Annotated in this window: 19 protein-coding genes; 14 read left to right on the top strand and 5 right to left on the bottom strand. The window is 61.2% G+C overall.

All coding sequences use genetic code 11. The features are described 5' to 3' along the window. Nucleotide 1: 1 nt before the first annotated feature. The 11 genes from algK to TU74_RS06325 all read left to right on the top strand — a co-directional run bounded on the left by algK (nucleotide 2) and on the right by TU74_RS06325 (nucleotide 13,615). Nucleotides 2–1,387: an alginate biosynthesis TPR repeat lipoprotein AlgK gene (algK, locus tag TU74_RS06375; protein WP_088500187.1), complete on the top strand. Its 1,386-nt coding sequence runs from the start codon at nucleotides 2–4 to the stop codon at nucleotides 1,385–1,387. Continuing rightward, nucleotides 1,384–2,856, top strand: coding sequence for an alginate export family protein (locus TU74_RS06370; protein ID WP_048375623.1), 1,473 nt, complete (start codon nucleotides 1,384–1,386; stop codon nucleotides 2,854–2,856). Before algK ends, TU74_RS06370 begins: the two co-directional genes overlap by 4 nt. 26 nt (nucleotides 2,857–2,882) lie before the next feature. Further along, nucleotides 2,883–4,454 carry a mannuronan 5-epimerase AlgG gene (gene algG, locus TU74_RS06365; protein WP_048375621.1) on the top strand — a complete coding sequence of 524 codons (1,572 nt, stop codon included), beginning with the start codon at nucleotides 2,883–2,885 and terminating at the stop codon, nucleotides 4,452–4,454. An 11-nt stretch (nucleotides 4,455–4,465) separates the two neighbouring features. Next, on the top strand, nucleotides 4,466–5,899 hold the full coding sequence (locus tag TU74_RS06360) for an alginate O-acetyltransferase (RefSeq protein ID WP_048375618.1): 1,434 nt from the start codon (nucleotides 4,466–4,468) through the stop codon (nucleotides 5,897–5,899). 8 nt (nucleotides 5,900–5,907) lie between these two features. Further along, on the top strand, nucleotides 5,908–7,026 hold the full coding sequence (locus TU74_RS06355) for a mannuronate-specific alginate lyase (protein ID WP_047292366.1): 1,119 nt from the start codon (nucleotides 5,908–5,910) through the stop codon (nucleotides 7,024–7,026). A gap of 151 nt (nucleotides 7,027–7,177) precedes the next feature. After that, a complete protein-coding gene (locus TU74_RS06350; protein ID WP_048375616.1) occupies nucleotides 7,178–8,728 on the top strand; it encodes an MBOAT family O-acyltransferase in 1,551 nt (516 codons plus the stop codon). A gap of 12 nt (nucleotides 8,729–8,740) precedes the next feature. Continuing rightward, nucleotides 8,741–9,919: an alginate O-acetyltransferase gene (locus TU74_RS06345; protein ID WP_048375613.1), complete on the top strand. Its 1,179-nt coding sequence runs from the start codon at nucleotides 8,741–8,743 to the stop codon at nucleotides 9,917–9,919. Nucleotides 9,920–9,950: 31 nt separating this feature from the next. Further along, nucleotides 9,951–10,607: an alginate O-acetyltransferase AlgF gene (locus TU74_RS06340; protein ID WP_047273463.1), complete on the top strand. Its 657-nt coding sequence runs from the start codon at nucleotides 9,951–9,953 to the stop codon at nucleotides 10,605–10,607. Between the two features lie 78 nt (nucleotides 10,608–10,685). Further along, on the top strand, nucleotides 10,686–12,137 hold the full coding sequence (locus TU74_RS06335) for a mannose-1-phosphate guanylyltransferase/mannose-6-phosphate isomerase (RefSeq protein ID WP_048375612.1): 1,452 nt from the start codon (nucleotides 10,686–10,688) through the stop codon (nucleotides 12,135–12,137). A gap of 149 nt (nucleotides 12,138–12,286) precedes the next feature. Then, the gene (locus tag TU74_RS06330) at nucleotides 12,287–12,751 is read left to right on the top strand and encodes a hypothetical protein (RefSeq protein WP_047273431.1); all 465 of its coding nucleotides are present in this window, start codon (nucleotides 12,287–12,289) and stop codon (nucleotides 12,749–12,751) included. Between the two features lie 30 nt (nucleotides 12,752–12,781). Beyond that, entirely contained in the window at nucleotides 12,782–13,615 is an 834-nt protein-coding gene (locus TU74_RS06325) for an SDR family oxidoreductase (RefSeq protein ID WP_048375610.1), read from the top strand. Here TU74_RS06325 and TU74_RS06320 read toward each other — a convergent pair. Then, nucleotides 13,572–14,480: a LysR family transcriptional regulator gene (locus tag TU74_RS06320; RefSeq protein WP_047273429.1), complete on the bottom strand. Its 909-nt coding sequence runs from the start codon at nucleotides 14,478–14,480 to the stop codon at nucleotides 13,572–13,574. The genes TU74_RS06325 and TU74_RS06320 overlap by 44 nt on opposite strands. Before the next feature lie 109 nt (nucleotides 14,481–14,589). Between TU74_RS06320 and TU74_RS06315 the strand changes: the two genes are divergently transcribed. Further along, complete coding sequence (locus TU74_RS06315; RefSeq protein WP_048375608.1) at nucleotides 14,590–15,792, top strand: MFS transporter; 1,203 nt, start codon at nucleotides 14,590–14,592, stop codon at nucleotides 15,790–15,792. 14 nt (nucleotides 15,793–15,806) lie between these two features. Further along, on the top strand, nucleotides 15,807–16,202 hold the full coding sequence (locus TU74_RS06310; RefSeq protein WP_047273427.1) for a hypothetical protein: 396 nt from the start codon (nucleotides 15,807–15,809) through the stop codon (nucleotides 16,200–16,202). 68 nt (nucleotides 16,203–16,270) lie between these two features. On the opposite strand, the gene TU74_RS06305 is transcribed toward TU74_RS06310, so the two are convergent. Genes TU74_RS06305 through TU74_RS06290 form a run of 4 tightly spaced genes read right to left on the bottom strand, consistent with a single transcriptional unit; the run spans nucleotide 16,271 to nucleotide 21,106 of the window. Further along, nucleotides 16,271–17,149, bottom strand: a complete 879-nt coding sequence (locus TU74_RS06305; protein WP_047280056.1) for an efflux RND transporter periplasmic adaptor subunit — start codon at nucleotides 17,147–17,149, stop codon at nucleotides 16,271–16,273. A 10-nt stretch (nucleotides 17,150–17,159) separates the two neighbouring features. Next, nucleotides 17,160–17,360, bottom strand: a complete 201-nt coding sequence (locus TU74_RS06300; RefSeq protein ID WP_016781859.1) for a DUF1656 domain-containing protein — start codon at nucleotides 17,358–17,360, stop codon at nucleotides 17,160–17,162. After that, on the bottom strand, nucleotides 17,350–19,536 hold the full coding sequence (locus tag TU74_RS06295; protein ID WP_047282096.1) for an FUSC family protein: 2,187 nt from the start codon (nucleotides 19,534–19,536) through the stop codon (nucleotides 17,350–17,352). The genes TU74_RS06300 and TU74_RS06295 overlap by 11 nt, the downstream gene beginning before the upstream one ends. 58 nt (nucleotides 19,537–19,594) lie before the next feature. Next, nucleotides 19,595–21,106, bottom strand: a complete 1,512-nt coding sequence (locus TU74_RS06290; RefSeq protein ID WP_048375605.1) for an efflux transporter outer membrane subunit — start codon at nucleotides 21,104–21,106, stop codon at nucleotides 19,595–19,597. 222 nt (nucleotides 21,107–21,328) lie between these two features. Between TU74_RS06290 and TU74_RS06285 the strand changes: the two genes are divergently transcribed. Continuing rightward, complete coding sequence (locus tag TU74_RS06285; RefSeq protein WP_047273423.1) at nucleotides 21,329–22,261, top strand: LysR family transcriptional regulator; 933 nt, start codon at nucleotides 21,329–21,331, stop codon at nucleotides 22,259–22,261. Nucleotides 22,262–22,324 lie beyond the last annotated feature (63 nt).

Below are 22,324 nucleotides of genomic sequence, written 5' to 3'. Positions count from 1 at the left end.
CATGAAGAACGCCTTCCCTACGCTTTGCCTGCTGACCCTGGCCCTCGCCGGCTGCTCCGGCCTGCCCGATCAGCGTCTGGCCAATGAAGCCCTGAAAAATGGCGACACGGCCACTGCCCAGCGCAACTATCAGGCGCTGGCGGACTTGGGTTACACCGAGGCGCAGGTCGGTCTGGCCGATATCTGGATGGAAAGCCGCGACGCCGAGCAGCTGAAAAAAGCCGAAGCCACTTACCGCGAGGCGGCCAAAACGTCGCCCCGCGCTCAGGCTCGTCTGGGTCGTTTGCTGGCGGCCAAACCCGGCGCCAGCGAGGCCGAGTTGCACGAGGCGCAAGCGTTGCTGCAACAAGCGTTTGCCAGTGGCGACGCCAGCAGCCTAACGCCGTTGGCAATGCTGTATTTGCAGCACCCGCAGAGTTTCCCCCGGATCGACGCCCAGCAGCAGATCAGCCAGTGGCGCGCCGAAGGCTACCCGCAGGCCGGTCTGGCCCAAGTGGCGCTGTACCGCATCGAAGGCACTTACGACCAGCACCTGGATGAAGTCGAGTCCATCTGCCGCCAAGCCTTGTCCGCCAACGACGGTTGTTACGTCGAGCTGGCCACGGTCTACCAGAAACAAGGCAACACCGAGCAACAGGCCGCGCTGATTTCGCAACTGCAAAGCGCTTACAACCGGGGCACCGCCTCGGCGCAAAAAGTCGATGGCGTGGCCCGTGTGCTGGCCGATGCGAACCTGGGCACACCCGACCCGCAGACGGCCCGTTCACTGTTGGAAAACATTGCCCCGGCCTACCCCGCTGCATGGGTCAGCCTTGCGCAATTGCTGTACGACTTCCCCGATCAGGGCGACGTCGCTCAGTTGCAGGAATACCTGGACAACGGCCGCGCGGCCGATCAGCCCCGCGCTGAACTGTTGCTGGGCAAGCTGTATTACGACGGCAAATGGCTAACCCCGGATGCGCAGCAAGCTGAAGCGCATTTCCAGCGCGCCGTGGACAAAGAAGTCGCCGCCGATTACTACCTCGGCCAGCTTTACCGTCGCGGCTATCTGGGGCAGGTGTACCCGCAAAAAGCCCTCGACCATTTGCTCAAAGCGGCACGTAACGGCCAGAACAGCGCGGACTTCGCCATCGCCCAGCTGTTCTCCCAGGGCAAGGGCACGCAGCCCAACGCCATGAACGCCTATGTGTTCAGCCAGTTGGCCAAGCTGCAAAACACCCCGCAAGCCAATGAACTGGCGGCCCAACTCGACGAGCAACTGCCCGCCGATCAACGCGCCGCGGCTCAGCGCCTGCTGCAAAAAGAACACGCCTTGCGCGCCACCCTGAGCCAGAACGCTCTGGCGGTGCAGACGCTGGCCGAAGAAAACGGCGAGGAAGCCCTATGACCCTGAATCCTTTTGTAAAAGCCGGGATCGGCCTGACCTTCGCCCTGCTGTGGTCATGCCCGACCCTGGCGGCGCTGACCGATGAAAAAAACTTCGGCCTGGAAACCAAGATCACCGCGCAATCGGAAGACGACCGCGACCTCGGCACCCGCAGTGGCGGCGACGTCAACGGCATCGGCCTTGACCTGCGCCCCTGGGTGTACGGTGAACGCGGCAACTGGAGTGCGTACGCCATGGGCCAGGCGGTGACGTCCAGCGACATCATCGAAACCGACACCCTGCAACAATCGGACACCGAACAAAACAGCAGCAGCGATGCGCGCAAACAGGACAAAAGCTACCTGGCCCTGCGCGAATTCTGGGTCGGCTACAAAGGCTTCACCGCCTACCCCGGCGAACAGCTCAAGTTGGGTCGCCAGCGTCTGCGCAATGACGACGGCACATGGCGCGACACCAATATCGAAGCGCTGGCCTGGACGTTTGACACCACCTTGCTCAAGGCCAACCTCGGCGCTGCCGAACGCTTCAGCGAATACCGCACCGACCTGACCGAACTGGCCCCGCAAGACAAAGACCGCCTGCACCTGTTCGGTGATATTTCGGCGCAGTGGACGCCCGGCCAATGGGTCGGCCTGCGCGCCCATCACACCCATGACGATGGTTCGCTCAAGCATCAGGGTGAAGAAGTCGACGCACTGGACAAAACCCAGAACGGCGACCTGACCTGGCTCGGCCTCGAAGCCAACAGCGACGCCTACAACTACCGCAACACCCACACGGTGAATTATTGGGTCAGCGTCACCGGCATGAGCGGCAAGCGCGACAAGCTCGCCACCTCCACCGTGGACGGCCGCAACCTTGCTGGCGCCAAAGCCAGTGACGACGTGGATGGCTGGGCCACCGACCTGGGGGTTCGCCTGCGTCTGGACCCGAACTGGCAAGTGGGTGCCGCCTACTCGCGCGCCAGCGCCAACTACCAGCAGACCGGTCTGGAGAGCAACCGCTCCAACTTCACCGGTACACGCTCGCGGGTTCACCGCTTTGGTGAAGCGTTCCGGGGCGAAATGCAGAACATCCAGAGCGCCAGCCTGTTCGGTTCGTGGCAATTGCGCGACGAATACGACGCCTCGCTGGTCTACCACAAATTCTGGCGGGTCGACGGCAACAAGCCGATCGGTGCCAGCGGTATCAATGCCGTGCAGAACAACGAAGACCCGACAGACGCCCTGCTGGCCAGCACCGCGCTGCCGATGATGGACGGCAAAAAAGACCTCGGTCAGGAAATGGACCTGGTGGTGACCAAGTACTTCAAGCAAGGCCTGTTACCTGCCGCGTTGAGCCAGTCCATCGATGAACCTTCGGCGCTGGTGCGCTTTCGCGGCGGCGTGTTCAAGCCGGGCGATGCGTACGGCAAAGGGGTGGATTCGTACATGCACCGCGCGTTCGTTGACGTGATCTGGCGCTTTTGATGACAACGCCAACGGGAGTGCGTGACATGAATCATCCTGCTTATATCGGCGCGATCAGCCTGCTGGCCGGCGCTCTGCTGCTGGCCAGTACCACTACGTTTGCCACTGTCGAGCCGGTCAAACCGACCGTGGCCAAAGAGCTGCAACACGCCAAAACCTACACCGTCAGCACCGCGCCCGTCGCACCGCTGAATATCCCGAAACCGGCATTGCCCGACCTCTCGGGTTACACCGCCGAAGCGGCTGCGGCCAAAATCGTGCGCAGCACCGCCGGTAAAGTCAGCGTGCGCCGCATGATGCAAGAAGACGCGCTGAAAGACTTCATCGGCGGCGACAACAAAATGGCCGAGTGGGTGGTGCGCCAGGGCGGCATTCCGCAGGCGATTTTCATTGATGACGGCTACGTGAACCTCAAGGATCTGGCCAAACGCGTGCCCAAGCAGTACTTCAGCGAGACCGCACCGGGTGTGTACCTGGCGCGCTTGCCGATTGTGGTCGGGCACAAGGGCATTCTGGAAATCGACAACAGCACCCAAGAGCTGCGCCTGTCCCAGGAAGCGGGTTCATTTCTGGTCAACGACGGCCAGTTGTTCGTGCGCGACACCCAGGTCACCGGCTGGCGCGAAAAAGCCAATGGTCCCGCGACCTTTCGCGATGCCAAGGAATTTCGCCCGTTCCTGCTGTCCTGGGGCGGCACCGAGACTTACATCATCAACACCAAAATGGCGAGTTTCGGCTACGCCAACAGTAAGTCGTACGGGGTGAGTATTTCCCAGTACACGCCCAACATGGCCAAGGTCATCAAGCGCGACGAGCCCACCGGCTGGATTATCGGCTCCGAGTTCTCGGACATGTGGTACGGCTTCTATTGCTACGAAACCCGCGACTTCGTGGTCAAGGGCAACACCTACCGCGACAACGTCGTCTACGGCATCGACCCCCATGACCGCTCCCACGGGCTGATCATTGCCGAGAACGATGTGTTCGGCACCCAGCGCAAGCACGGGATCATCATTTCCCGCGAGGTGAACGACAGCTTCATCTTCAACAACCGCAGCCACGACAACAAACTGTCAGGGCTGGTGATCGACCGTAACAGCGTGAACAACCTGATCGCTGACAACGAGATTTTCCAGAACCACACCGACGGCATCACCCTCTACGAGAGCGGCGATAACCTGCTGTGGGGCAACAAAGTCATCAACAACCGCCGCCACGGCATCCGCGTGCGTAACAGCGTCAACATCCGCCTGTACGAAAACATCGCCATGGCCAATGGCCTGACCGGCGTGTACGGCCACATCAAAGACCTGACCGACACCGACCGCGACATCGAGCTCGACCCGTTCGACGCCGAAGTGTCGCTGATCATGGTGGGCGGCGAGCTGGCCGGCAATGGCAGCGGGCCGCTGGCGATTGATTCGCCGCTGAGCATCGAGCTGTACCGGGTGTCGATGCTGGCACCGACCAAATCCAGCGGCATCAGCTTCAACGGCATTTTGGGTGAGCGTCAGGACGAAATTCTCGACCTGATGGTGCGCCAACAAAAAGCCGTGTTGATCGACCCCGTTGAACGCCAGACCGAATTGCGCAACTGAGGATGACTGTTATGCCCCTCCATCTGATCAAGATTTTGAGCCTGTCGGGCCTGACTGCCGCCATCCTCGGCGCAGCCGCCGGTGTGCAGGCCGAAGAGGTTCAGGCGCCCGCCTTCACGGCCGAAGCATGCTGCAACCTGTGCCCTGCCGCCCACGATGCGAAAAACTACACCACGCGCTATCAGCAGAACTTCACCACGCTGGTTCAGGCCCAGGGCGACTGGCTGTTCCGTACCCAGGAAGACCTGCGCACCGAGTTCGACACCACACCGGCCGGTTACAAACGCATGCAACAGCTGCACGACGCCTTCAAGAGCAAGGGCGTGGAGCTGGTGGTGGTGTATCAACCGACCCGCGGGCTGGTCAATCGCAACAAATTGATGCCGGCCGAGCGCGATTCATTCGACTACGACACCGCGCTGAAAAACTACCAGGCCATGCTCGGGCGCTTCGCCAAAATGGGCTATTACGTGCCTGACCTGTCGCCCCTGACCAATGAGCAACAAGCCCACGACTTTTACTTCCGCGGTGACCAGCACTGGACGCCGTACGGGGCCGAGCGCACGGCAAAAATCGTGGCCGACACCGTGAAAAAAATCCCCGGCTTTGCCGACATTCCGCAACGTGAATTCGAAACCAAAATCACCGGGCGCATGGGCAAGACCGGCACCCTGCACAACATGGCCGGGCAGCTCTGCGGCACCAGTTATGCCGTGCAGTACATGGACCAGTTCAGTACCGAACCCAAAGGCGAAGCGGCGGACGGCGACTTGTTCAGCGACGATGCCAACCCGCAAATTACCCTGGTGGGCACCAGCCACAGCGGCAAGAACTACAACTTTGCCGGGTTCCTGGAGCAATACATCGGCGCCGACGTGCTGAACGTGGCCTTCCCCGGCGGTGGCCTGGAAGGGTCGATGTTGCAGTACCTGGGCAGTGACGAGTTTCAGAAAACCCCGCCCAAGGTGCTGATTTGGGAGTTTTCGCCGCTGTATCGCCTGGATCAGGAAACCATCTACCGCCAGATGATGGCCCTGCTCGACAACGGTTGCGAAGGCAAACCGGCGTTGATGAGCAGCAGCGCCACCCTCAAGCCGGGCAAGAACCAGATGCTGGTCAACAGCACCAACAAAGACCTGCGCAACGCCAACCACCAAATCGACATCCGCTTCGCCGACCCGTCGGTGAAAACCCTGCAAGCCACGCTCTGGTACATGAACGGTCGCCATGAAGATCTGAAGATCGACAAACCGACCACATCCGACACAGACGGGCGTTTCGCCTTTGAACTGCGTACCGATGAAGACTGGGCCAGCCAGAACCTGCTGGCCATTGAGATTCAGGGCCCGGAAGACGCGGGCGACGCACAGAAAGTCGACGCCAAAATCTGCAAACGCAACGTTTTCTCCCACTCTGCGCCGTTGAACGCGCAGGCCGGACGATGAGGTTTCTGATGCCCACTGCACCGATCAACCTGCGCACTCTGCTGGCGCCCACCTTGCTGGGGCTGGCAATGTTTGCCAGCACTGCCCACGCCGCCGCGCCCTTGCGCCCGCCCCAGGGCTATTACGCCCCGGTCGAAGCGTTCAAAACCGGCGATTTCAAAAACGACTGCGACGCGATGCCCAAGCCGTACACCGACAAGCTGGAATTTCGCAGCAAGTACGAAGGCTCGGACAAAGCACGTTCGACGCTTAACGTGGTCTCGGAAAAAGCATTTCGCGACGCGACCTCCGGCATCACCACCCTTGAGCGCGGCACCAGCAAGCGGGTGATGCAGTTCATGCGTGATGGCCGCCCGGAGCAACTGGAATGCACCCTCGGCTGGTTGACCGCCTGGGCGCAGGCCGATGCGTTGATGAGCAAAGCGTTCAACCACACCGGCAAGTCGATGCGCAAATGGGCCTTGGGCAGCATGGCGTCGTCGTACCTGCGCCTGAAGTTCTCCGAATCGCAACCGCTGGCGCAGCATCCGCAGCAGGCCAAAGAAATCGAAGCCTGGTTCAGCAAAATGGCCGAACAGGTGGTCAGCGATTGGGACAACCTGCCGCTGGCTAAAACCAACAACCATTCGTACTGGGCCGCCTGGTCGGTGATGGCCACGTCCATCGCCACCAATCGCCGCGACCTGTTCGACTGGTCGGTGAAAGAGTTCAAGGTCGGCGCCAACCAGGTCGACGCCCAAGGCTTTTTGCCCAACGAACTCAAGCGCCAGCAACGCGCCCTCGCCTACCACAACTACGCCCTGCCGCCGCTGGCGATGATCGCCAGTTTCGCGCTGGTCAATGGCGTGGACCTGCGCAACGAAAACAACGCGGCGCTCAAACGCTTGGGCGAACGCGTGCTCAGCGGCGTGAGAGACCCGCAGTCGTTTGAAGCCAAAAACGGCAAGGCGCCGGACATGACCGATTTGAAGGTTGACGCCAAATTCGCCTGGCTGGAGCCGTTTTGCACGCTCTACACCTGTGCGCCCGAGGTGATTGAGATGAAGCGCGGGATGCAGCCGTTCAAAACCTTTCGTCTGGGCGGGGACCTGACCAAGGTCTACGACCCGGCGCACGAAAAAGGCTGAAAGCGGCCCTCTCCCTCTGGGAGAGGGTTGGGGTGAGGGTCGATCGAACGACACCCACCCCTGAACGAAACACATGCACCCTCCCCATTTTTTCACGGGGGGGTTTGGGGGGGCTGAGCCCTTTACTGTTGGTCCACACGGAGAGGTCAGGATGGTTTTTTCATCCAATGTGTTCCTGTTTTTATTTTTGCCGGTGTTCCTCGGCCTGTATTACTTGAGCGGGCAACGCTATCGCAACCTGTTGCTGCTGGTCGCCAGCTACGTGTTCTATGCCTGGTGGCGAGTGGACTTTCTGGCCCTGTTCATCGGGGTCACCGTCTGGAACTACTGGATCGGCCTCAAGGTCGGTGCCGCCGGGGTACGCACCAAACCCGCGCAACGCTGGCTGTTGCTGGGTGTGGTCATTGACCTGGGGATTCTGGGCTACTTCAAGTACGCCAATTTCGGCGTCGACAGCATCAACGCGATGATGGGTTCGGTCGGGCTCGACCCGTTTATCCTCACCCACGTGCTGTTGCCGATCGGCATCTCGTTCTACATCTTCGAGTCCATCAGCTACATCATCGACGTGTACCGCGGCGACACCCCGGCCACCCGCAACCTGATCGATTTCGCGGCTTTTGTTGCCATCTTCCCGCACTTGATCGCCGGGCCCGTGCTGCGCTTTCGCGACCTGGCCGACCAGTTCAACAACCGCACCCACACCCTCGACAAGTTCAGCGAGGGCGCCACGCGGTTCATGCAGGGTTTCATCAAAAAAGTCTTTATCGCCGACACGCTGGCGGTGGTGGCCGATCATTGCTTCGCCTTGCAAAACCCGACCACCGGCGATGCCTGGCTCGGCGCGCTGGCCTACACCGCGCAACTGTATTTCGACTTTTCGGGCTACAGCGACATGGCCATCGGTTTGGGCTTGATGATGGGTTTCCGCTTCATGGAGAACTTCAAACAGCCGTACATCAGTCAGTCGATCACCGAGTTCTGGCGTCGCTGGCACATCAGCCTCTCCACCTGGCTGCGTGACTATCTCTACATCACCCTGGGCGGCAACCGCAAAGGCACGCTCATCACCTACCGCAACCTGTTCCTGACCATGTTGCTGGGCGGTCTGTGGCATGGCGCAAACATCACCTACATCGTGTGGGGCGCCTGGCACGGCATGTGGCTGGCGATTGAAAAAGCGCTGGGCATCAACACCACGCCGCGCGCGCTGAACCCGATCCGCTGGGCGCTGACCTTCCTGCTGGTGGTCATGGGCTGGGTGATCTTCCGGGCCGAAAACCTGCACGTGGCCGGTCGCATGTACGGCGCCATGTTCAGCTTCGGGGAATGGTCGCTGTCGGAACTCAACCGCGCCAACCTCACCGGCCTGCAAGTCGCCACGCTGGTGGTGGCTTACCTGACGCTGGCGTTCTTCGGCCTGCGCGACCTGTACAGCACGCCCAACGCCCCGCGCAACACCGAGGCCGATGGCCCGGCCACCGCGCAACCGGGCTTGATCAAAGCCGTACCGGGCGACGCCCCCGGCAGCCTGCACCTGCCGGGCTACACCGTGGGCACAGAAGCCAGCGTGCAACCGGCGTTCTGGGTGGCCGACTGGCCGCGCTACGCAATGCGCACCCTGATCGTGCTGCTGTTCATCGCCTCGATTCTCAAACTCTCGGCGCAAAGCTTCTCGCCGTTCCTGTACTTCCAGTTCTAAGGGGAGCCGACCATGAATCGAACATTACGCATCGTCTACGTCGCCTTTTTCTGCGCCTTGCTGCTGGGCCTGGGGTTGATTTCACTGCGCAGCTTTATGGGATTTAACACCACCGACGACGCCACCGTGCTGAACGGTCGCTGGAGCAAAGCCGTCGAGACCCACTATGACGACGAGTTCCCGATCAAGCGGTTGGGCACCAACCTGTGGGCAGCGCTGGATTTCACCCTGTTCAATGAAGGCCGTCCCGGCGTGGTGCTGGGCCGCAACCACTGGTTGTTCAGCGATGAAGAGTTCAAGCCGTGGCCCAACGCCGAGCAAAACGTGGCCGACAACTACGCGCTGGTCGAAGGCGTGCGCCAAACCTTGAAAGCCCACGGGGTGAAGCTGGTGATGGCGGTGGTGCCGTCCAAGGTGCGCCTGTACCCCGAGCACATGGGTGACGAGCGTCCGGCCAGCATTCACGCCGATCTGTACCGTGACTTCCATGCGCAACTGGCGGCCAGCCAGATCATTGCCCCCGACTTGCTGGGCCCGCTGCAACAGGCCAAACAAGGCGGCGCGCAAGTCTTCCTGCGCACCGATACGCACTGGACACCCGATGGCGCACAGGTCGCGGCCCAGCAACTGGCCGCTGCGATTGGCAGCCAGTTCCCCCTGAGCGGTGAACCGCAACAGTTTGTGACCGAGGCCGAAAAAACCGAACAGCACAATGGCGACCTTGAGCGCTTCCTGCCCATGGACCCGCTGTTCAGCAACCTGATGCCGCCTTCCGAGCCGCTGGAAAAACGCAGCACCCGCGCGGCCAATGCCGAGGCAGACAGCGAAGACGCGTTGTTCGCTGACAGCGAAGTGCCCGTCACGCTGGTGGGTACCAGCTACAGCGCCAACCCCAACTGGAACTTCGTCGGCGCCCTGAAACAGGCACTGCGCAGCGACGTGATCAACGACTCCAAGGACGGCCACGGTCCGATCCTGCCGATGCTCGCTTACCTCAAAAGCGATGCCTTCAAGAACACCCCGCCACAGGTGCTGATTTGGGAGTTCCCCGAGCGTTACCTGCCGGTGGACAACGAGATCGGTGATGCCGACCCGCAGTGGGTCGCGACCTTGAAAGAAGCGGGCGCACGCCACCCGCAACTGGCGCAAAACACGCCGAAATCCGAGACGCCCAACCGGGCGCAACACTGAAAGAGAGGTTCGACTGATGACTATTAAAACCATGCCATTCACACCTGCTCCACGTCGTCTCGCCAAATCATTTGCCTTGATCGCGGGCATGAGCCTGCTGTCGTTACACGCCTGGGCCGGTGGCGATGCCGCCCTCTACGGCCCGACCGCGCCCAAGGGCTCCAGCTTTGTGCGCATGTTCAACGCCAGCAACCAGCCCGTCAGCGCCACCGTTGGCAATACCGCGCTCAACGACGTTGCGGCACAAGGCAGCAGCGATTTCAGCTTTCTGCCACAAGGTGACTACAGCGCCAAAGTCGGCAGCCACAACCTGCCGGTCAAACTGAGCGCCGACCACTACTACACCCTGGTCAATACCGGCAGCGGCCAACCGCAACTGATCGAAGAGCCGCCGTTCAAGAACAAGCAAAAATCCCTGGTCCGCGTACAGAACCTGACTGACAAGGCGCTGACGCTCAAAACCGCTGACGGCAAGACAGACGTGGTCAAGGCCGTGGCTGCCAAGGGCCGTGGCGAACGTGAAATCAATCCGGTGAAAGTCAGCTTCGCGCTGTTTGAGGGCGACAAGAAAGTCAGCGACCTCAAACCTGTCGCCCTGGAGCGCGGTGAAGCCGCGGTGCTGTACGTCACCGGCAACGGCAGCAGCGTGTCGCCGACGTGGGTCAAGCGCCCGGTTTCTACCCGTTAATTCAATTTTTTGCTCTGTGCCGGCGCGAGCGAGCCTCGCGCCATCAGACACAACTATTTCAGTTTTTGGAGAGACAACATGATTCCGGTAATTCTTTCAGGTGGTAGTGGTTCGCGTCTGTGGCCTTTGTCGCGCAAGCAATTCCCCAAGCAGTTTCTGGCCCTGACCGGCGAGCAGACCCTGTTTCAGCAAACCCTTGAGCGCCTGGTGTTTGAAGGCATGGACGCGCCGATCGTGGTGTGCAACAAGGAGCACCGTTTCATCGTCAACGAACAGTTGGCGGCTCGCCAGCTGGACACCCAACGCATCCTGATGGAGCCATTCGGCCGCAACACGGCGCCCGCTGTTGCCCTGACCGCGATGATGCTGATTAACGAAGGCCGCGACGAGTTGATGCTGGTGCTGCCGGCCGACCACGTGCTGGAAGACCAGAAAGCCCTGCAACGCGCCCTCGCGCTGGCCACCGTGGCTGCCGAACGCGGCGAAATGGTGCTGTTTGGGGTTCCTGCGCTCAAACCTGAGACCGGTTATGGCTACATCAAGTCCACCGCCGACGCCCTGCTGCCCGAAGGCGTGAGCCGTGTTGCCTCCTTTGTCGAAAAACCCGACGCCAAGCGGGCTGCCGAATTCGTCAAAAGTGGCGGCTATTTCTGGAACAGCGGCATGTTCATGTTCCGCGCCAGCCGCTTCCTGGAAGAACTGAAAAAACACGATCCGGACATCTACGACACCTGCCTGCTGACCCTGGAACGCAGCAAGCAAGACGCCGACACCGTGGACATCGACGACGCCACATTCGCCTGCTGCCCGGACAACTCGATTGACTACGCCGTGATGGAAAAAACCCAGCGCGCCTGCGTCGTGCCGTTGACGGCCGGTTGGAGCGATGTGGGCTGCTGGTCGTCGTTGTGGGATGTCAATGAGAAAGACGCCAATGGCAACGTGAGCAAAGGCGACGTGGTGATTCAGGACAGCACCAACTGCATGATCCATGGCAACGGCAAACTGGTGTCGGTGATCGGCCTGGACAACATCGTGGTGGTGGAAACCAAAGACGCGATGATGATTGCCCACAAAGACAAGGTTCAGGGCGTCAAACAGATGGTCAACACCCTGAACGAACAGGGTCGCAGCGAAACCCAGAACCACTGCGAAGTTTATCGTCCGTGGGGGTCGTACGACTCGGTGGACATGGGCGGGCGCTTCCAGGTCAAGCACATCTCGGTCAAGCCGGGGGCCTGCCTGTCGTTGCAAATGCACCACCACCGCGCCGAACACTGGATTGTGGTGTCGGGCACGGCGGAAGTGACGTGTGACGAAAACGTATTCCTGCTGACCGAAAACCAGTCCACCTACATCCCGATTGCCTCGGTACACCGCCTGCGCAACCCGGGGAAAATCCCGCTGGAAATCATCGAAGTGCAGTCCGGCAGCTATTTGGGTGAAGACGACATCGAGCGGTTTGAAGACGTGTACGGTCGCTCGACGCCCGTTGAACGTGGCGTGTCAGTCAAGACGATTGCGCAGTAAGCGCGTTACCTGCCCGGCCGCCTGCCCTCACCCCGGCCCTCTCCCTAATGGAGAGGGCGCGGTGAGGGCCGGCCTTGGTGTCATCCGAATTCGCCATTCCCACCTAAGCTTCAGTAGGATGTCCCTCCACTCTCTGCGAGGCGAGCGTCATGCTTATCGGCGTTCTACTGATCATCACCTGGTTGGTCCTGCTGCTGCGCTACCCGTCCAAAGCCTTGCCGGTTTCACTGGCAGCCGTGGCGGGGCTGGCGGTTGTGGCCGCTTCGGTCGCCTGGCTCGATCACCGTGAAGCCCAACAATTGGCCCGCCTGGAACTGCGCATGGTGTATGCGCCCGAGCAGTGCCCGGCCGACCGTCCCCTGAGCCTGACCCTGCGTAATGGCAACGATGTGCCCTTGCTTGAACTGGGCTGGCGCGTGGCGGCTTATGCGCCGGGCGATACGGTCAACCTGGCCGACAACCTCTACACTGCCCCGCGTTACCGTGGGCCGGGTGAACTGCAAGCAGGCGCGGTGTGGCACGATTGCTTGCCCTTGCCGCCGTTGCGTGCCGGTTACCGTGCGCAAACCCTGGAATTTCGGGCTGAACGCCTGCAAGGCAGTTTTTCCAACTGATCTTTTTTAGCCGCTCTCAAGGACGTTTTGATGCCCCTCGTTTTAATCACTGGCTGTTCCAGCGGCATTGGCCGCGCCCTGGCGGATGCCTATAAACACGCCGGTTATGAGGTGTGGGTCACGGCCCGCAAAACGGCCGATGTGGCGCAATTAAAGGCCGATGGCTTTGTCGCCGTGCAACTGGATGTCAACGACAGCCTTGACGTCGACCGGCTGAGCAAGCGCATCAAGCAGCACGGCCAAGGCCTGGACGTGTTGATCAACAACGCTGGCTATGGCGCCATGGGCCCCGTGCTCGACGGCGGGGTTGAGGCACTGCAATTGCAATTTGAAACCAATGTGTTCTCGATTGTGGGCATGACCCAATCCCTGCTGGAGCCGCTGCGCAGCAACCGCGGGCTGGTGGTCAATATCGGCAGCGTTTCAGGGGTGCTGGTCACGCCGTTTGCCGGGGCGTACTGCGCGTCGAAAGCAGCCGTACACGCCTTGAGCGAAGCCATGCGCATGGAGCTGGCACCGCTGGGGGTGCGGGTGATGGAAGTGCAGCCCGGCGCCATCGACACCCACTTTGCAAAAAACGCCAGCGCCTGCGCTGAAGTGTTGATCGCCGAGGATTCGCCGTGGTGGCCGATGCGTGAGGGGATTCGCGCCCGCGCCACGGCATCGCAAGACAACCCGACCCCGGTCGCGGCATTGGCGCAGGTGGTTTTCAAGGCCAGCCGCAAGCCCCGGCCTCCGGCCTTGTTGCGTTACGGCAACGGCAGCCGCGCCCTGCCGCTGCTGGCCGCATTGATGCCGCGCTGGCTGCTGCAAAACATCCTTATGAAACGTTTCGGCCTGAACCCGCCTCGCGGTTTTTCATAAAGTCGATAAACGCCCGCACCTTGAGGGGCAAGTGGCGGGTGTCGGGGTACAACGCATACACGCCTTGGGGGGTGAACTGCCACTGCGGCAACACGTGCACCAAGCGGCCGCTTCGCAGGTCATCGTCAATCAACCAGTCGGGCAGAATCGCCACGCCCTGCCCGCTCAGTGCAAACGCCCGCAGCACCGAGGCGTGATCGGCCTTGAGGCGCACCTTGTCGGGGTCGGGCGCGTAGGGCCGAACCGCACCCGTGCTGCGCTCCGTCACATTCAATTCCCCCACCCGACCATGCGCCAGCCACGGGGTGTGCTCCAGTGCCCGCACGCTGTCGATGGGCGGCTGAGTCCGCACAAACCCCGGTGACGCCACCGGTAAAATCTCGAAGGTACTCAATTGCACGGCGCGGTGGCTGGAGTCGAGGATGCGACCCAGGCGCAGGGCCACATCGAAGCGTTCGGAGATCAAGTCAGCGTGGGTCGATGACGTCGACAGGTGCACCGTGAGATCGGGGTGCAACGCGCCAAACACTTCCAGCGCAGGCACCACGCTGGCCAGCGCATATTCCACCGTGGTGGTCACGCGCAGCGTGCCCTTGAGCCCGGTGTGTTCGCCACGGGCTTCGTCGATGGCCAGTTGCGCCGCTTCCAGCATGCTCAAACAGCGCACATAAAAACGTTCGCCCGCTTCTGTCAGCGCCAGCCGCCGAGTGTTGCGGGTGAGCAAGGTGACGCCCAGTTCAGCCTCCAGGCGCTTGATGGTGAAGCTGACCACGGCCCGGGTCTGCCCCAGCAAATCAGCCGCCGCGGTCAGGGAACCGGCTTCCACCACGGCTTTGAAAGTGTCGAAACGATCAAGACTGACCACGCCAAATGCCACCTATTGTCAAAAATATTTTGACAATCTAGCAGCGCATACCCCGTTCCTCCAGCCCTAAAAGACGCCTACTGTGCGGCCTCTGATCAAGGAGGCGGTCATGGCCTATCGCACTAAAATCGCCGCGGTGTACCTGCTGAGCTTTGCGCTGGATCTGGTGAACATGTTTGCCGTGTCGATTGCCTACCCGCAAATCGGTGTGGATCTGCAGGCATCGGTATCGCAACTGGCCTGGATCGGTAATGCCTACATGTTGGGCCTGACCCTGATTATTCTGCCCAGTGTGTGGCTGGCAGCCGTGGTGGGCGAAAAGCGCCTGCTGCTGATTTCACTGGGGGTGTTTACGGCGGCGACCTGGGGGGTGGCGCAAGCGACCTCGATTGAAACGCTGATCGGCTGGCGCCTGCTGCAAGGGCTGGGCGGCGGGTTGTTGATCCCGGTGGGACAAGCCATGGTGTATCGCGAGTTTCGCCCCCATGAGCGGGCGCGGCTGACATCGGTGATCCTGCTGGTGGCCCTGATGGTGCCGGCCCTGTCACCGGTGCTGGGCGGCTGGGTGGTAGAGGCGACGTCATGGCGCTGGGTGTTTTATGCCAACCTGCCGCTGGCGCTGATTGCACTGTTACTGACGCAGTGCTGGGTCCGGCCCGTCACTCAATCGGCACGGCCCGCGCCGGTGCGGCTGGCGACCCTGGCGCACCTGCTCAAAAGCCCGCTGCTGCGCGTCGCGATGCTGACGTACCTGTGCATTCCGGGGATTTTCATGGGCACACAGCTGGTGAGCATTTTGTATGTGCATCAGTTGGGTTACGGCCCGGCACAGACCGGTGCGCTGATGCTGCCCTGGGCGCTGGCGTCCGCACTGGGTATTGCCCTGAGCCGCTACCGGTTCAATCGGTGGGGGCCCAAACCCTTGTTGCTGGCAGGCATGAGCGCGCAGGCACTCGGCATCGCCTTGTTGATCCAGCTGCAGGACGGCCCCCTCTGGTTGCCCATGGCGCTTTACGCGCTGATGGGGTTTGGCGGCAGCCTGTGCAGCAGCACAGCACAGAACACCGCCTTCATTGACGTACCCGCTGACCACATGGCACCCGCCAGCGCGCTCTGGAACCTCAACCGGCAGTTGAGCTTTCTGCTGGGCCCGGCGCTGATGATGGGCCTGTTCAGTGCCTTGAGCAGCATCACCTCGACGTCCCACGCCTTTGCCCTATGCTTTGCCATCGGCGCTGGCATGACGCTGGTACCGCTCATTCCCGCTTTACGCCTCAATACTCCACGCGTGCTGGCCTTGCTGGCGCCCTGACTCAAGAGAATGTGATGACTGACTACTCGCGCTACTTCGACCTGGTCCAAGAAACCCACGTCGAGATTGAAGGCTGGTTTTGCGGGCTGGAACCGGGCGTACTGCCCACGTTGCTGGCCCGCTTCTCAGCACAGTTTTCGATGATCACGCCCAGCGGCAATACGCTCAATTTAAGTAGCATGGAAGCCCTGTTTGAACAGTTGCGCGGGGCACGCCCGGGGCTGGTCATCACCCTCAGCGAATTTCAAGGCATCGCCTTATACGCAGGGGGGGCGGTCATCGGTTACCGCGAAGTGCAGGAAGAACACAACGGCAACCGAACCGATCGGCGGGCCACCGCTGTGTTTGAGCAAGACGCTCACGGCACGTTGCTGTGGCGTCATTTGCATGAGACGTTTGTCGCGGGTTAACCCTCAGGGTGTGTTCCCGCGTCATGGCAAGCCGCGTCGCTGGCTATAGGTGATACGCGCACAGCCCCTTAGTGCTCGGGATGCGTGTCCACGTCATCCTGTTGCACGATCACGGTACAGGTGGTGCCGGCAGCGAGCAGGAACCCCTCGGGGATTTCGTCGATGTGGATACGCACGGGCACCCGCTGGGCCAGACGCACCCAGTTGAATGTCGGGTTGACGTCGGCCACCAACTCGCGGCTTTCGGGGTTGTCCCGGTCGTAGATGCCGCGCGAGATGCTCTCGACGTGACCTTTGAGCACTTCGCCACTCATCATTTGCAGCTCGGCTTTATCGCCCACGCGGATGTGCGGCAGTTTGGTTTCTTCGAAGAAGCCATACACCCAGAACGAATCTTTATCGACCACCGCCATTTTCGGGTCACCGATCCGGGCGTAGTCGCCCCGGTGTACATTCAGGTTGGTGACGTAACCATCGACCGTGGCCAGTACTTGGGTGCGTTTGAGGTTCAGCAGCGCGGCATCGAGCTGGGCCAGCGCGTGCTGGTAATCGGCCAGGGCCGAATCCGCGATGTTGGTGGCGTCGTCACGGTTTTCTTTTGAGATCACCAGGTTGTCCATGTCCGCCCGGCGATGGGCGTTGAGCTTGCGCATCTCCCACGTGGCCTTGCGCGAAGCCACCAGCGACTGGGCCTGTTTGACGGCAATTTCGTAGTGCTCGGGGTCGATTTCCAGCAACACGTCGCCCTTTTTCACCAACTGGTTGTCCTTGACCGGCACGTTGACCACGTAACCGTTGACGTCCGCCGCGACGTTGATGATGTCGGCGCGCACGCGGCCGTCGCGGGTCCAGGGGGTGTTCATGTAATGCACCCACAGGGTTCGGCCGATCCATATTGCAAGGGCCAAAACCAGCAAGGTGGCAAGCAGGCTGAAGAACTTTTTCATCGGATCGGTCTCAACGGTAAACAGTGAGCGCCATGGCGCCAAAAAGACAAGCAAACAGGCTCAGGCGCAGCAGCGCCGGGTGCCAGAAGAAGCGGTACAGGTCGTAGCCGGAAAACAGTCGGTCAAAGCCCCACGCCAACCCCGCCGCGATAAAAAACATCAGGGTCATGGTGGGCATATAGACGCCGTGGAAGGCGATTTCACGAGGCATGTTCAAGTCCTTGCGGCTGCGCGTAGGCGGCCAGCGGCGATTGCGGATCCAGCAGTGAGGTACGAATGAAGTGCAGGTAGCTTTGCACCCGGACCAACGCCGAGGTGTCGAAGTTGCGGGCAAACGGTTCGTCGGTGGCCTGCACCCGGCTGATGGCGTGGTCCACGGCGATCAGGGCGCGTTCCAGGTTGCTTTCGCCGGGGCTGATAAACAGGCGCACCAAGGCCCGGCCCATGACGCGGATCGCCTGGCGCCAGGGCTGAGATTCGGCGTAGGCCGGGTGAATCGGCAAAATCGCTTGTTCTTTGCGCAATTCGATAATCGCGTGGCCCACTTCCAGCACCACGAACATCCAGCGCAACAAGGTCCGTTGCACCTGCGGCTGACCGGCGGCCAGACCGTAGGCCTGATTCATCAGGTCGCGGGTGCGGCTTTCGAGGCTGGAGCTCAAGCCTTTCAACTTGCCGCTGATGGCGTACACCACTTGCTCGCGCAGGTCTTGCTCCAGACGGCTCCATAACCAGCGGCTGTTGGGCGGCAGGATGATTGCGCCAGCAGCGGCGCAGACCAGCATGCCGATGACCATGGCGATGTAGTCGTTGATGAACTGGTACGGGTTGTAAACGGTCAGGTTGTCGGGCACTGAGCCGGTGCTGAAAAAGATCAACAACCCCAGCCCGACCCCGGCGTAATTGGCACGCGATGTCAGGAATGAGCCAAGCATGATCACCGGGGTCAGCACCAGGCACAGCAACGGGAAACCGTCGATGTGGGGCAGCACGAAGAACATCTCGAAAAAACCCACCACCGCACCGATGAACGTCCCGCAGGCCATTTGAAAAGCCATGCGCTTGGGGTTGGGCGTCGCCGCCGACAGGCCCACTGTGGCGGCGGCAATCAGGGTCATGGTGGCGCCGCTGGGCCAGGCCGTCATCACCCAGTACGTGCCCAGCACCACCAGAATGAACGAGGCCCGTATGCCCGAGGCCGCCGCCGACCACCAGTTGGTTTGCGAGATGAAGGGCTGATCCCAGCGCTCGCGCTCGTGGGTGTGATCGGCCAGCGAAGCGTGGGTCAGTGCGTAGCTGAGCATGTCGTCGACAAACCGGTACAACAGCTCATAAGCGGTGTTGAAGTCCAGAAAGTCCGAAGGGCTGGGGTCGGTTTCCAGAAACTGGACCCGCAGGTTGCGCACGTGCTCCGGCAAACCGGCCTTGAACGCCGCCAGTTGTTCGGCCAGCACGGCGGCGTCCTTGTCGGTCAGCGAACGGCCGCTGTAGGTGTCGAGCAACTGCGCCAGCAGCTCCAGCTCCGGCTCAATGGCGCCCACCACTTGCACCACGCCACGGCTGCGCAGACGGGCCAGCAATTGGTGCAGCGCATTGAAGCGCGTGGTGATGGCCATGAACTCGCTGTTCAGGCGGCTCAGGCGACCGCTGCGGCGGCGCATGTGCGGGTCTTCGAAGACGGTCACGCTGCGCATGCCTTCGAGCCCGACACTTTCGCCAATGAAACGCACGTTGCTGGCTTCGTAGTCTTGCTGGGTGGACTGGCCGCGCAAGCCCTGGGCCACGAATCCGGCGAACACACCGAAGCGCTGGTACAAGGCGTTGTGCATCGCCGCGCCTGCGGTTTTCGGCAAAATCGCGGCACTGATCACGGTGGAGCAGAGGATGCCGAGCGAGATTTCCAGCACCCGCCACACGGCGGCCATGAACGCGCCATCGGGGTGCGCCAGCGCGGGCAAGCCCACCATCGCCGCGGTGTACCCGGCCAGTACAAAGCCATAGGCGCGAAAGTTACGGCAGCGCGCGGCACCGGCCGAGCAAATGCCGACCCAGATCGCCATGGCACCGAGAAACAAGGCGGTGTTTTGCGCGAACAGCGCGATCAGCGCCACCATCACGGCCGACCCGGTCAGGGTGCCCAAAAAGCGATAAAAGCTTTTAGCGAACACCTGACCGCTCTGCGGTTGCATCACGATGAACACGGTGATCATCGCGGTACGCGGCTGCGGCAACTCCAGGCGCATGGCCAGCCACAGGGTCAGAAACGCCGCGACCAGTACTTTGAAAATATGCACCCAGGTCACGCCATCGCTGCGTGCCCAGTCAAAAAAGCCTCGGCGCCATTCCAGCGAATACAGCCAGCGTACCGGGGCGGGCAAATGGTTCATCTATAGGCTCTCAGCGTTAGCCATCAGGGGTTTGGAAGTCATGGAAGGCGGACGAAGATCAATGGTTGAAAATCGCCATCACCGCTGGCGGTTTGTCCGGGACATAGCGGTCGTCCTTGGGCACGTCGTTGCCCGCCCCCAGGCCGCCACCCAGCGCCGTCACCAGCTCGGCATGGGCACTCAGGCGCGCGGCCTGAACCTGCTGCTGAATCTGCTGCTGTTTGAACAGCAGGGTTTGTGCGTTGAGCACGTTGAGGTAGTCGGTCAGGCCGCGCTGGAAGGCGACCATGGCGATGTCGTAGGTTTTCTGCGCCGCTTCAACCGACTCGGCGGCGAATGCTTGCTGTTTTTCCATCGACTCACGTTTGATCAGTTGATCGGAAATGCCCTTGAGCGCAGTGACCAGGGTCTGGTTGTACTTGGCCACGGCCATGTCATACCCGCCTGAAGCCACCCCCAATTCGGAGCGCAATCGGCCGCCATCGAAGATCGGTAACGTGATGGCCGGGCCCACGTTGTAAGTGAGTTTTTTACCGGTCAGGAACTCCAGCGCCCCGCCGCCGGTGGCCATGAAACCGATGCTGCCCACCAAATCAACGTTGGGATAAAAACCGGCATGGGCGACGTCAATGCCGCGTGCTTGAGCGGCGACTTCCCAGCGGCTGGCGACCACGTCAGGCCGTTGGCCGAGCAACTCGGCAGGCAAGGCAGACGGCAATTTGAGGGCGGTGCCCAACGCCAGTGTCGGGCGCTTCAATCGGGCGCCCTCGCCCGGACCTTTACCGGCCAATGCGGCCAACTGGTTTCGGGTCAAGGCAATTTCTTCTTCCTGCGCATCAATTTGACGGTGAATCTCCGGCAGCGGGGCTTGCGCCTGACTCACTTCAAAATGCGTGCCGATGCCGCCATCCAGGCGTTTTTGCGCCAGGTCGAGAATTTGCTCCTGCTGGTGCAGGGTCGACTCGATGATGTCGAGCTGGGCGTAATGCAGCGACAACTGGATGTAGGCGCGGATCACGTTGTTCTGCAATTCGAGCTGGGCCTGGCGGACTTCGGCGGCACTCATGTGCGCCATGTCCACGGCCTGTTCGGTGGCATTGCTTTCACGGCCCCACAGGTCGAGGGCAAAACTGAAGCCCAGCGCCGCGTTGTTGTCCCAGGTGGTGGCGTTATCCAGCGCGCCCGGCCCATAGAAGGGGTCGGACGGCCAGTTATGACGTTTGAGCGTCGATTCACCATTGATTTGCAGCGACTCGGCAGACTCGGCCACACCCGCCATGGCTTTGGCCTGACGCACACGGGCGGCGGCCATGGCCATGGTGGGGCTGCCCTGCACCGCGAGGCTGATCCAGGCATCCAGTTGGGGGTCGCCATAGGCGTGCCACCACTGGGCCCTGGGCCAGTTTGCGTCTTTAGCGGCGTCTTGAATCGCTTCGTCCGTGGCCAGGGTATTGGCGGACATCATCTGGCTTTTGGGGCCGATGCCACCGAAACCGATACAGCCGTTTAATGCTAACGATAAAGCCAGAACACTGAGGGCTTTAAGCTCTCTGCTGATGCGACGCGGCACTGCTGCAAATTCCTGCATGAGGGGGGGAGAAGGCTTGAGTCGGATAAGTCTATGGGTTGGCACACGCAACGATAAGCTGGCATAACTGTGAATCTTTATTACCGTTATCAGGATAATCCGTTGGTCGAATGCATAAGCCTCGGTAAACACTGAAACTTCATGTCACAATTTGTTGCTGTCTACGTTGTTGTTGTCCCTTTTATTGCCCTCTGAGAGCACCCCATGGACACCTTGCAAAACATGCGCGCGTTCAGTTGCGTGGCTGAAGCCGGAAGTTTTACGGCGGCAGCCGCCATGCTGGATACCACTACCGCTAACGTGTCGCGCGCGGTCTCGAACCTTGAGGCCCACCTGCAAACCCGCTTACTGAACCGCACCACCCGGCGCATCGCCCTGACCGAAGCCGGTAAACGCTACTTGCTGCGCTGCGAGCAAATCCTGGCCTATGTAGAAGAAGCCGAAGCCGAGGCCAGCGACGCCCATTCGCGCCCTGCCGGGCAATTGAAAGTGCACACCATGACCGGCATCGGTCAGCACTTTGTGATCGACGCCATTGCCCGCTATCGCAAGACCCACCCGGACGTGACCTTCGACCTGACCCTGGCCAACCGCGTTCCGGACTTGCTCAACGAAGGCTATGACGTGTCCATCGTGCTGGCCAGTGAGCTGCCGGACTCGGGGTTTGTGTCCCAGCGTCTGGGCATTACCTACAGCATTGTGTGTGCCTCGCCCGGTTACGTGAAAGCCAACGGCACCGCGACCAAACCCAGCGACCTGCTCAACCACGCCTGCCTGCGGCTGGTCAGCCCGGTCATTCCGCTGGATAAATGGGTGTTCGACGGCCCTGAAGGCCAGGAAATGGTGCTGATTAACACCTCACCGTTTTTGGTCAACTCGGCTGACGCGATGAAAACCGCGATCACCAGTGGCATGGGGGTGGGCGTGTTGCCGGTGTATGCGGCCATCGACGGCCTGCGCAACGGCACCCTGGTGCGCATGCTGCCCCAGTACCGCTCGCAGGAACTGAACCTGTACGCCATCTATCCGTCGCGCCAGTACCTGGATGCGAAGATCAAAACGTGGGTGGAATACCTGCGCGGTTCGCTGCCGGAAATTTTGACCGCGCATCAGACAGAGTTGGCGACGTACAGCTGACCCGCAGCCAGCCCCTCCTGATCTTCTCCCCCCGCGAGGGAGGATCGGGAAGGGCTTGAAACG

It is taken from the genome of Pseudomonas lundensis, assembly GCF_001042985.1.
GTDB classification, from domain to species: domain Bacteria; phylum Pseudomonadota; class Gammaproteobacteria; order Pseudomonadales; family Pseudomonadaceae; genus Aquipseudomonas; species Aquipseudomonas lundensis.
The sequence above is the reverse complement of the archived record's forward strand: the minus strand, read 5'-3'. Positions and strand labels throughout refer to the sequence as shown.

Bases quoted from the DNA above. Each gene is read 5' to 3' on its own strand.
- algK (WP_088500187.1), top strand. From the start codon at position 2: ATGAAGAACGCCTTCCCTACGCTTTGCCTGCTGACCCTGGCCCTCGCC.
- TU74_RS06370 (WP_048375623.1), top strand. From the start codon at position 1,384: ATGACCCTGAATCCTTTTGTAAAAGCCGGGATCGGCCTGACCTTCGCC.
- algG (WP_048375621.1), top strand. From the start codon at position 2,883: ATGAATCATCCTGCTTATATCGGCGCGATCAGCCTGCTGGCCGGCGCT.
- TU74_RS06360 (WP_048375618.1), top strand. From the start codon at position 4,466: ATGCCCCTCCATCTGATCAAGATTTTGAGCCTGTCGGGCCTGACTGCC.
- TU74_RS06355 (WP_047292366.1), top strand. From the start codon at position 5,908: ATGCCCACTGCACCGATCAACCTGCGCACTCTGCTGGCGCCCACCTTG.
- TU74_RS06350 (WP_048375616.1), top strand. From the start codon at position 7,178: ATGGTTTTTTCATCCAATGTGTTCCTGTTTTTATTTTTGCCGGTGTTC.
- TU74_RS06345 (WP_048375613.1), top strand. From the start codon at position 8,741: ATGAATCGAACATTACGCATCGTCTACGTCGCCTTTTTCTGCGCCTTG.
- TU74_RS06340 (WP_047273463.1), top strand. From the start codon at position 9,951: ATGCCATTCACACCTGCTCCACGTCGTCTCGCCAAATCATTTGCCTTG.
- TU74_RS06335 (WP_048375612.1), top strand. From the start codon at position 10,686: ATGATTCCGGTAATTCTTTCAGGTGGTAGTGGTTCGCGTCTGTGGCCT.
- TU74_RS06330 (WP_047273431.1), top strand. From the start codon at position 12,287: ATGCTTATCGGCGTTCTACTGATCATCACCTGGTTGGTCCTGCTGCTG.
- TU74_RS06325 (WP_048375610.1), top strand. From the start codon at position 12,782: ATGCCCCTCGTTTTAATCACTGGCTGTTCCAGCGGCATTGGCCGCGCC.
- TU74_RS06315 (WP_048375608.1), top strand. From the start codon at position 14,590: ATGGCCTATCGCACTAAAATCGCCGCGGTGTACCTGCTGAGCTTTGCG.
- TU74_RS06310 (WP_047273427.1), top strand. From the start codon at position 15,807: ATGACTGACTACTCGCGCTACTTCGACCTGGTCCAAGAAACCCACGTC.
- TU74_RS06305 (WP_047280056.1), bottom strand. From the start codon at position 17,149: ATGAAAAAGTTCTTCAGCCTGCTTGCCACCTTGCTGGTTTTGGCCCTT.
- TU74_RS06300 (WP_016781859.1), bottom strand. From the start codon at position 17,360: ATGCCTCGTGAAATCGCCTTCCACGGCGTCTATATGCCCACCATGACC.
- TU74_RS06295 (WP_047282096.1), bottom strand. From the start codon at position 19,536: ATGAACCATTTGCCCGCCCCGGTACGCTGGCTGTATTCGCTGGAATGG.
- TU74_RS06285 (WP_047273423.1), top strand. From the start codon at position 21,329: ATGGACACCTTGCAAAACATGCGCGCGTTCAGTTGCGTGGCTGAAGCC.